Here is an 8,300-nt window from a genome sequence, read left to right on the forward strand (position 1 = left end):
GCGCGACAATTCCCGCACGAAAGCAATTCTTCCCGAGAATCGCACGCCGCCCGTGCGCGAGCCCGGACACGGTGGCGCCGACGAGGCCGGCCTGGAGCTGGCCGGTGGCGTCGCCCTCGACGACGACGGCGACCATGGCGATCAGGAGTGCGCCCCATCCGGCTAGGCGGGGCAGGGTGGCACGGTCGGGGTCGAAGCGGGCGAGCCACTCCAGCGCCATGCAGGCGATCCAGGCGAGGTCGAACACGGCCGCGGCGGCGTATGCGGCGGCCGGGTTGGTAGCCCGGTCGAAGAGGGCGCCGATGCTGGAGGTGGTCCAGATGATCGAGGCGGCGGCGATGCCTCCGGCAACGGCGGTAACGCCGCTGCGCACGATCTGGTCCCAGTCCCGCGGGGGCAGGGGGACGTGGACGGTGTACTCGTCGTCGACGAGAACGGTCTTGCCGTCGATGGTGTGGGGGACCTTGCGGGTCTCGACGATGGTGCGGGTGCGCATCAGGCCCCCTGTTCGTGATCGTGGGCGGTGACGAGGGCACGGAGCGCGTGGTCCAGGTCGAGCGCGGCGAAGTACATCGCGACCCGGCTGTGGATGTTTGCGTTCTGGTGCCGGTCGAGGGCCTCGCGGGCGAGGGTGAGGGCGACGTCGAGCGAGACGGCGCCCGGCGGGGGTTCGGTGCCCGGGGTATGGAGCGGTACGGGTGCGACGGCGGCGTAGGGCGCCTTCGGCTGGCGGGTAAGGACTCGGGGCAGGCGCATCACGCGGCCCTCCGCTGCTGCCTGTCGAGCGTGGCTCGGACGGAGGCCGCGGCCTCGTAGTCCTGAGCGCACGCGGCGGGCGTTGCGGGGGCGTCGACGATCGGGTTCGCCCGGGGGGTGTAGTCCGGCTCGGGCGCGGGCTCGTACGTGGGGGTGCCCATCAGACGTGCGTCCTTCCGAGGATCGCGCGGATCCGGAGCGCGTACTCGCCGCGGGTCTCGGTCGGGCGCGGGGACGGCAGCAGGCGGAGCAGCGCGGCGCCCAGCTCGGCGGCGTACGCCTCGTCGTGGCTGCGGCCCGCAGCGTGCTTGGAGGCGAGGTACTTCCGGGACGCCTCGATGAAGCGGTCGGCCGGCCGGGTCTCGGTGAGGTAGTCGGCGATGTTGGTGGCGGTGGCGCCGACGAGGGCGTGGAGGGTGGCGGCGTGGACCTGCCGCAGGGCTTCGTCGGGCTGAGCCGTGTGGGTACGCTCGGGCATGGCCTTCTCCTGGTGATGTCAGGGGTGGGCTGGCCCCGGCCGATGGAGCTGCGAACTCCGGCCGGGGCCGCTTACGTGGCGACGGACTAGGTGGCGCGGTCCTCGGTGAGAGACCTAAGTGCCTGGATCGCATCGGAGACGTTGCCGAAGCTGATCGGGTCACCGGTCATGCGGCGGCAGTTGAGGTAGTTCCGGATTGCCTCGGCAGTCTCGGTGCCAGCGTGCTTGCGCAGGAGCGAGCGGAGGAAATTCTTCTGCTTCTCCGTTGCTGATCCGCCGCTGTTGAAGCCGTAGTACCTGTGGGGGACGTTCTGTTCGTCCAGCGCATTGCTGAATCGGTCGTAGACGCCTTGTACGTCCTGGCCGAACAGGGCGACGGCTTGGAGGTCCTCCTCTTCCCCACTCCTGTGTGCCATCGGTTCCCCTTGATCGGCTCATTGGGACCACAGAGAGCGAAAGCAATGTGTCTCTTGGCGGAAGGAGCGGAGTACGACCTCGCCTGACTTTTGCGTGCATCTGCTCTCGCACGCCCCGCGGGGTCGTAGCTCTCGCTCGCCCGACCGGTGCCGCCGGTTGCGGGTGTGATCCCCCCGCGACGCAGGTTCCTCTATCTCAGCCATCCACCCCGGGTGGCCATCACGTGCACTGCCGCCTGCGCGGTGTGCCCCGGGGATTTTGCTTTCGCTCTCTGTGGAGTTGTTTCGCTCGGCACTTGGTGTGCCCTGCGGTACGTCAACTAGCTTGGCCAATACGCTTGGCTATTGTCAAGTGGGTTGGCCTATCCGGTTGGCTGATCGCGTGGCATCATGGCCGCCATGGACACCACCGCCCTTGACGCAGCCGCCCGGCGCTACCGGCGTGCCGAGGCAGCACTCGACAAGGCGCGCGCCGAGCTCACCGCCGAGGTCGTTGCCCTGCTGGAGGGGAACGAGGAGCGCGGCGCCCAGGCGGAAGTCGCCCGGCGGACCGAATGGTCACGCGAGCAGATCCGGCAGATCATGCAGCGGGCCGCCGAGGCCCGGCAGGCAGCAGCAGGGGAGTGACGTGGCGCAGCACAAGCACTCGCCGGCGGACGTCGCCCCGGGCACCGTCACCCTCTGCGCCACCCAGGAGATGCACGGGGGGATGAAGTGGGCGCACCTGCCTGTCGATCAGCGGCTGTGGGCCGACGAGGGACTGCGCGACGGATTCCGTGCGCGGGTTCGGCGAGAGGTGAACGATATGTCGGCGGCCGTCGAGGTGATCGAGGCTCCGTAGGCGCGCCCGTACGAAGGCCCCCGTCCGGATTCGTCCGGCGGGGGCCTCGCGTTGTCCCGACGAAGGTGAGCGCCCGCCTCTCGGGGGATGGAAGGCGGGCGCTCGCCAGGCATTCCCCTGTCCGGACCGGTCCGGATGCAGTCCGGACGCTCCGGATCCAGGGTGGGGGGATGAGCGAGGAGCAGCCGCACGTGGTCGTGAACCCGCCGGGCCCGGACGGCGGCCGGACGGTCCGGATCGGCGACGACATCCCAGGGCGCGCGTTCAGCATGGAAGACGTGATCGAGTTCCTCCGCCGTGCCGGCTGGCTGGACGCGGAGTCGTGGCCGCCGATCGAGTGGCGCGGCGGCGGCCCCGAGGTGTGGACCCCGGAGCCGCCGCAGTCGGTGTAAGCCCTTCAGCGCGAGCGGCGGAACCTCGTATCCGGGCGATGCTCAGTGAGCTGCTGCTCCAGCTTCCTGAGCTCTGCCGCGACGGCTGCCCGCAACGCGCGCCTGAACCACCGCCTCATGCCGCGACCACCCCGGCCTCAGACCAGATGGCCCCGCACCCCTTGCACCGGGCGACCGGCCGCGCGCCGGCGCCGCCGTATACCTCGATCGTCCCGCCGCACTGGCACGTGTGCTCCGAGGTGAGCTCGCGCCGCTGGTCCGCAAGGTCGAGCACGGACTCCACCCGGCCGAGCGCGCCGGCCGCGACGGTCGCCACGTGCCGCTGCTCCGCCTCGACCAACGGCCGGAAGGGTCCGGACGATTCGGCCGCGCGTCCGGAAAGCCACAAGGCGGCGCGGATCGCGGTCCGGCCGCCGCCGACCGTGTGCCAGCGGCGGGGGTCGGCTGAGTCCTGCCGGGCCTGCTCGATGCGGCGGGCCCGGTCCTGCCAGACGAGGCGCTCCCCGCGGGTCCGGGCGGTCGCGGCACGGGCGGGCGCCGGCGGCTGGATCGGGGCGCGCTGCACGGAGCGGGCGATGCGGTCCGCGGTGTCGACGAGGGCGGCCTCGACGGCGCGCATGGTGTCGTGGACGCGGAGGCTGATCGGGACGGGCCGGGTGCCGAGCTGCTCGGGGGACCGCTCCAGGGCGCGGAGGGCGGCGGCTTGCCACCGGTCGTACTCGGCCTGCTCGGCGTCGTGCTGCTCCAGGGTGGCGAGGTAGCCGCGGAGGCCGAGGCCGAAGCCGGGGCCGGCGGTGGTGGTGCCGAGGGCGTCGGTGAGGTCGGGCCAGAGGCGGGCGATCTGCTGGAGCTTGGCGGCGGTGGTGCGGGTGTCGTTCATGGTGCGCTCCGGGGTGCTGGTGGGGCGTACGGTGGTGGCACCGTGTGGGGCGTGCCCGCGGGTCTTGGCGGACTGGGCGCGCCCCTTCGTGTTGCGGTCAGGCGAGGCTGTCGAGGAACGCGGCGCGAACTCGGTTGTGCCGGGCGTCCGCGAGCGCGTTGTGCATCCCGGCCGGCTGGTCCGGCAGCTGGGGGTTGCCGAGCCGCTCGCACTCCTGCCGCAGGTCGTTCGTCCACATCGGGACGCCGGGCGGCAGGTCGATCATCGGGCCGAAGAGCTGCGCGAGGGCGACGTGGTCGTAGGCGCCGTACCAGGCCCACAGCTGAGGGTCGGGGGTGCCCTGGATGAACTGGGTGACGAGGCGAGCGATTTGCGCGCGGGGGCGAACGTCCGGGTGATCGCGGTCCAGGGCATCCACGCCACGGACGCCGGGCTGGTTCTTCCGGATCGGAAGAGACGGCCAGACGTGCTCCCGGAGCCAGGGGTGCTGGCGTACGGCAGTCTGGTCGAACTCGGAGCTGACGGCGTACAGCTCTCTGCCGTCCTCGCAAACCATGCCGATGCTGATCAGGTCGATGGTCGAGCCGTTCTCGTGGAACTCGGTGTCGTAGAAGATCCTCACGGGTCAGTTCTCCTTCGTGGTGTCGGTCGGGTTGCACGGGCCGGGCTGCTCCGCGATCCAGACCTTCGCGGGCCCGAAGTTGATGCCGTCGGTGCTGACGCTGGTGATGCCTTCGACGCGGTCCCATCGGGTGACGGTGAGGCCGCCGCAGTTCGGGCAGAGCTCGGGGACGTGCTCGGGCTCGGTCACGGCTGCTCCTGGTGGTCGAGGGCGGAGTGGACGGCGCGACGGATGCTGTCGGGGCACGCAGGGTCCTCAACGGCTCGCCGAACGCGGACAGCTGCGACTTCCTTCCTGTCACGCATCCGGTTCTGGGCGGCCTCGAAGAACTCGGCTCGCCCTTGTGCGGCGTCCCGTTCCTGCTCGACCTCGACGATCGTGGCGTCAGCCGCCCGGGTCCGATCGACCGCGGCCTGGTACGCGCGCTGTTGGCCCTGCACGGTCCGGCGCAGTTCGTCGGAGGCCGTGAGCTCGGCATGCACGTACTCGACGACGACGGCCCGCTCGGCAGCGGTGAGGGCGTCGACGCGGGCGAGGAGGCTGAGGAGGGTGTCGCGCTGCTCGGCCCGGAGTTGGGCGCGGGCGAGGCGGACGGCCATGGTGCGGGCGGTCATGACGGCTCGTCCGGGTGCAGCCCGCCGGCGCGGCCGGTGGCGAGGCGCTGCGAGTGGCTAAACGGGTGGGTCGGGTCCTCGGGAAACCGAGTGCTGAGCGCGTACTGCAGGGCATCGGCCGAGTCGTGTCGCCGGTACATCCGGTCGAGTTCGGCTCGAAGCCGGTCCCGCTCGGCGTACAGCTCGTCGAGGGCTTCGGGCGTGATGCCCTCGATCGTGTGCCGTTCGTGCCCGACCTCGTTGGGCCGGAGCCGGGCGGCTTTCTCGTCGAGGGTCTCGGTGTCGAAGGCGTGGTCGTGGGGCTGGCCTCGGTGGGGGCTCATCGGCTGCTCCCCGGCTGCTTGCCGATGGCGTCGGCGATGGCGAGGAGCCCGGCGGCGATGGCGAGGTTCGAGTGGACGGCGAGGACGCGGACCGCAGTGGCCGAGTCGAGGTTGCGGGGAGTGCCGTCGGGCTGGAGGGCGATGCGGCCGAGGTCGTCGCCGACGGAGTTAATGAGGGTGGCGCAGGCTTGGTCGGGCGGGGTCGGCTGGTTCATCGGCTGTTCCTGGTGGGTGCGAGGGCGCAGGGCTGGCGGTAGGTGTGGGCCTCGGCGCAGTGGGTGGGGCATTCGGCGTGCCAGCCGCGGCGGGCGTGGGAGGCGACGATCCGGTCGCGGAGGCTGGGGCGGAGGACGGGCAGGCCGGCGCGGAGTTGGGCGCGCTGACGTCGGCTGCCGAAGGGCTGCTCGTAGACGAAGGACCGGAGTACGCCCGCGCGGTGGGCCCAGTGGCGCCAGCGTTGGCGGCGGGTGTGGTGTCGGGCGGCGGGGTGGCCGAGGAGGACGGCGGTGCCGAGGACGACCAGGGCGACGAGGGCGAGGGGCAGGAGCAGCTTCACCGGCTGGCCTCCTCGGCCTTCTGGGCGAGCATGTCGGCGACCTCCAGGACGTTCTCGTGGGAGCCGTACTCGGGGGCGTTGAAGTCGCCGGCCTCGGCTCCGGCGCGGACGAGGTCGGCGGCTTCGCGTAGGACGGCGGCGCGGAAGGCGTCCAGGAGCCCCGTGGCTTCGTCAACCGGGCGGGGCACGCCGCATACGGCACGGCCGGTCAGGCAGTTGAGGATGAGCTGGTGTGTCCGGCTGGCGTCGTCGACCTCAACGGGCCACTGCACGCGGGACGGCCGGGCCTCGGTGGCGTGTGCTTCGGCCGGCTGCCCGACAGCGGGGGCGACAATCGTGCGCCTGGCGAGGGCGGCCTCCCTCTCCTGGATGCTGGGCCCGGGGCAGTTGGGGTCGAGGCAGTTGTCCCAGTCGTCCATCAGCCCGTCGTCGTCGGAGTTGCCGAGACGGTGGACGTGCGTCTCACTGTCGTCCTCGTCGGGGGTCAGGTCGTCGAGCCGATCGGAGTGGGCGGGGAAGTACAGCGGGGCGACGCCGCCGCGCTCGTGGCCGTCGCCGAAAGGCTTCTCGTCGAGGTCGTAGAACGCACCAGTCTGGCCGAGCCATCCGACTTGGCGGAGAACAAGGCGGGTGGTGTCGGTGGTGACGACGATCTCGGGACCGTCGGCGGACATGGCTCGACGGGGGCGCCGCTCGACGGGACGAGCAACGGCCGGCTGCTGTCCGCTGGCGGTGCGAGCGGCGCGACTCAGGAGTTCGTCGAGGAGGCTCTCCGAGCCTGCAATCGCGCGGCCGAGGATCGTGTTTCGGAGCAGTTCGCTCGGGATCTGGGCCCGCTCGGTGGGTACCCCGTTGGGCTGGTTGGCCTCCCAGCAGTAGAGGCACGAGGCTGGCGCTGCGGGGATGCCGTGCGTGCAGTTGCCTTGGCCAACGGTGGCGGTGCGGGCGGTGTCCCGGATCCCGGCGACCACCTCCTCGACACGGTCGGCGGGGACGGCGGCGCCGTTCGGGCTGGTGCGCAGCAGGATGGCGGGGACGCCGGGGAGGGGGCTGGCGTGAAAGGTCTCGCCGTCGCTGTCGGGGTACTCGAAGGTCATGGTGGTGGCTCCTGGTGGTGGGGGCCGCCCGTGGACGGCCCCGACGAGGGCTGGGTCAGACGGACGGGCTGGCAGCGGCCCAGAGACGGGCGAAGAAGTCAGCGGCCTCGGCCGGGTACGTGTCCTCCCCGTCGTCCTCGCTGCACTCGGTGGCCTTGTGGAGGTCGTAGTCGAAGTGGGCGAGCCAGCCGCGGAGGGCGGCCTCGACGTGGTCGACGGTGATGGTCTGGGGCGTGGTGGTCGGCTGCTCCAGCTCGGCGAGGCGGGCGCGGAGCCGGGTGTTCTCGGCCTTCGTGTCCTCCAGCTGGATCGCGGTGCGGGCGTAGAGGCGTACGGCGTGGTCGGCGCGGGCCTCCCATGTGAGGCCGACGGGCTGCTCGGCGGCGGTGTGGTGCTTGGCGAGGCGACGGAGGCGGTCGGCGAGGCCCTCCAGGGCGCCGATCGCGGCGGCGCACTCGTCGTCGTCCGGGAACAGCTTGCTGGCGGCCTCGGCCTCGGCGGCAGCGTCGAGGTAGGCGCTGCGGCGGATGACGGCCGCGGTGAACTGGTCCCCGGGCGGGGCCTGGGACGAACCAGTGCCGCCCTCGACAGACGGGGTGGGCGCCGGCTTGTCCCCGACGGGGTGCCACTCGATGACCGTGGTGGGTACGGCCTCGACCTCGACGGCCTCGACGGTGTCGCCGTGCCAGCCGTGGTTGTCCGGCGGCGGGCCGACCTCGTAGTCGCCGGCGTCGACCTGCGCCTCGTAGGTGACGGCCCACGTGGTGCCGGTGTCGTCGAGGAAGATGCAGCGGCGGGTCTGGCTGTACTTGCTCATGCTGACGTGCTCGTCGGCGAGGATCGTGTCGCTCCACTCGACGTCTTCGGGGCTGTCGGGCGGGACGCCGAGGGCGGCGAGTACGTCGTGGGTGAAGGTGCCGTGGCTCATGTGCTGCTCCTGGTGGGTGGGATGCTGTGGGTGGCCGCCCCCGATACCCGCGGGGGCGGCCGTTCTTGTGCGGGTCAGGCCTGCGCGGCGTCCCAGGCGCCGACGTGGTCGTGCTCGACCTCCGGCCGGTCGACCGGGCAGCCGGGGCAGTAGTCCCGGCCCTCCACGTCCGTCCACCCGTCCTGGATCAGGGTCTGGTGGTGGCGGGCGGCCTGATCGTCGGAGCGCTGGAGGTGCATGGTGAGCGCGTAGGACGGGCAGTCCTCGCAGTCGCAGGTGGTCTGGGTGCTGGCGTCGCGGATGCTGCGCATGGTCTGCTCCTGGATCTTGGTGCGGTGGCCGACCCGATAGCTCCGGGGCGGCCGGCTTGCATGCGGGGTCAGAGATGACGGGCGAT

At 71.8% G+C, this 8,300-nt stretch carries 18 protein-coding genes; 3 read left to right on the forward strand and 15 right to left on the reverse strand.

Annotated features, from left to right (window positions below):
- From ABT158_RS50540 to ABT158_RS50560, 5 genes are all read right to left on the reverse strand, one after another.
- Positions 1-496: hypothetical protein (locus tag ABT158_RS50540; protein WP_352366552.1), on the reverse strand; the 496-nt coding region annotated here is incomplete at its 3' end.
- The gene (locus tag ABT158_RS50545; RefSeq protein WP_352366554.1) at positions 496-756 is read right to left on the reverse strand and encodes a hypothetical protein; all 261 of its coding nucleotides are present in this window, start codon (positions 754-756) and stop codon (positions 496-498) included. The genes ABT158_RS50540 and ABT158_RS50545, both read right to left, overlap by 1 nt.
- Positions 756-917: a hypothetical protein gene (locus ABT158_RS50550; protein WP_352366556.1), complete on the reverse strand. Its 162-nt coding sequence runs from the start codon at positions 915-917 to the stop codon at positions 756-758. The genes ABT158_RS50545 and ABT158_RS50550 overlap by 1 nt, the downstream gene beginning before the upstream one ends.
- On the reverse strand, positions 917-1,234 hold the full coding sequence (locus ABT158_RS50555; protein WP_352366558.1) for a hypothetical protein: 318 nt from the start codon (positions 1,232-1,234) through the stop codon (positions 917-919). The genes ABT158_RS50550 and ABT158_RS50555 overlap by 1 nt, the downstream gene beginning before the upstream one ends.
- Positions 1,235-1,320: 86 nt before the next feature.
- Positions 1,321-1,650: a hypothetical protein gene (locus ABT158_RS50560; RefSeq protein ID WP_352366560.1), complete on the reverse strand. Its 330-nt coding sequence runs from the start codon at positions 1,648-1,650 to the stop codon at positions 1,321-1,323.
- Positions 1,651-2,049: 399 nt separating this feature from the next.
- Between ABT158_RS50560 and ABT158_RS50565 the strand changes: the two genes are divergently transcribed.
- The 3 genes from ABT158_RS50565 (at position 2,050) to ABT158_RS50575 (ending at position 2,883) form a co-directional block, all read left to right on the forward strand.
- Positions 2,050-2,277 (forward strand): hypothetical protein, encoded by a 228-nt coding sequence (locus tag ABT158_RS50565; RefSeq protein WP_352366562.1) that lies wholly within the window; start codon positions 2,050-2,052, stop codon positions 2,275-2,277.
- A 1-nt stretch (position 2,278) separates the two neighbouring features.
- Positions 2,279-2,491, forward strand: coding sequence for a hypothetical protein (locus ABT158_RS50570; RefSeq protein WP_352366564.1), 213 nt, complete (start codon positions 2,279-2,281; stop codon positions 2,489-2,491).
- 170 nt (positions 2,492-2,661) lie between these two features.
- A complete protein-coding gene (locus tag ABT158_RS50575) occupies positions 2,662-2,883 on the forward strand; it encodes a hypothetical protein (RefSeq protein ID WP_352366566.1) in 222 nt (73 codons plus the stop codon).
- Positions 2,884-2,998: 115 nt separating this feature from the next.
- Here ABT158_RS50575 and ABT158_RS50580 read toward each other — a convergent pair whose 3' ends face one another.
- From ABT158_RS50580 to ABT158_RS50625, 10 genes are all read right to left on the reverse strand, one after another.
- Positions 2,999-3,763 carry a hypothetical protein gene (locus tag ABT158_RS50580; RefSeq protein ID WP_352366568.1) on the reverse strand — a complete coding sequence of 255 codons (765 nt, stop codon included), beginning with the start codon at positions 3,761-3,763 and terminating at the stop codon, positions 2,999-3,001.
- A gap of 97 nt (positions 3,764-3,860) precedes the next feature.
- Positions 3,861-4,385 carry a hypothetical protein gene (locus ABT158_RS50585; protein WP_352366570.1) on the reverse strand — a complete coding sequence of 175 codons (525 nt, stop codon included), beginning with the start codon at positions 4,383-4,385 and terminating at the stop codon, positions 3,861-3,863.
- Between the two features lie 3 nt (positions 4,386-4,388).
- Positions 4,389-4,574 (reverse strand): hypothetical protein, encoded by a 186-nt coding sequence (locus ABT158_RS50590; RefSeq protein WP_352366571.1) that lies wholly within the window; start codon positions 4,572-4,574, stop codon positions 4,389-4,391.
- The gene (locus ABT158_RS50595) at positions 4,571-4,999 is read right to left on the reverse strand and encodes a hypothetical protein (RefSeq protein WP_352366573.1); all 429 of its coding nucleotides are present in this window, start codon (positions 4,997-4,999) and stop codon (positions 4,571-4,573) included. The genes ABT158_RS50590 and ABT158_RS50595 overlap by 4 nt, the downstream gene beginning before the upstream one ends.
- Entirely contained in the window at positions 4,996-5,322 is a 327-nt protein-coding gene (locus tag ABT158_RS50600) for a hypothetical protein (protein ID WP_352366575.1), read from the reverse strand. The genes ABT158_RS50595 and ABT158_RS50600 overlap by 4 nt, the downstream gene beginning before the upstream one ends.
- Positions 5,319-5,537, reverse strand: coding sequence for a hypothetical protein (locus tag ABT158_RS50605; protein ID WP_352366577.1), 219 nt, complete (start codon positions 5,535-5,537; stop codon positions 5,319-5,321). Before ABT158_RS50605 ends, ABT158_RS50600 begins: the two co-directional genes overlap by 4 nt.
- Positions 5,534-5,878 carry a hypothetical protein gene (locus tag ABT158_RS50610; RefSeq protein ID WP_352366579.1) on the reverse strand — a complete coding sequence of 115 codons (345 nt, stop codon included), beginning with the start codon at positions 5,876-5,878 and terminating at the stop codon, positions 5,534-5,536. The genes ABT158_RS50605 and ABT158_RS50610 overlap by 4 nt, the downstream gene beginning before the upstream one ends.
- Positions 5,875-6,975 carry a hypothetical protein gene (locus ABT158_RS50615; RefSeq protein WP_352366581.1) on the reverse strand — a complete coding sequence of 367 codons (1,101 nt, stop codon included), beginning with the start codon at positions 6,973-6,975 and terminating at the stop codon, positions 5,875-5,877. Before ABT158_RS50615 ends, ABT158_RS50610 begins: the two co-directional genes overlap by 4 nt.
- A gap of 55 nt (positions 6,976-7,030) precedes the next feature.
- Positions 7,031-7,903 carry a hypothetical protein gene (locus ABT158_RS50620; protein ID WP_352366583.1) on the reverse strand — a complete coding sequence of 291 codons (873 nt, stop codon included), beginning with the start codon at positions 7,901-7,903 and terminating at the stop codon, positions 7,031-7,033.
- A gap of 74 nt (positions 7,904-7,977) precedes the next feature.
- Positions 7,978-8,300: hypothetical protein (locus tag ABT158_RS50625; protein ID WP_352366585.1), on the reverse strand; the 323-nt coding region annotated here is incomplete at its 5' end.

Origin of the sequence: Nonomuraea sp. NPDC001636 (assembly GCF_040298265.1) — a bacterium.
Lineage (GTDB): Bacteria > Actinomycetota > Actinomycetes > Streptosporangiales > Streptosporangiaceae > Nonomuraea.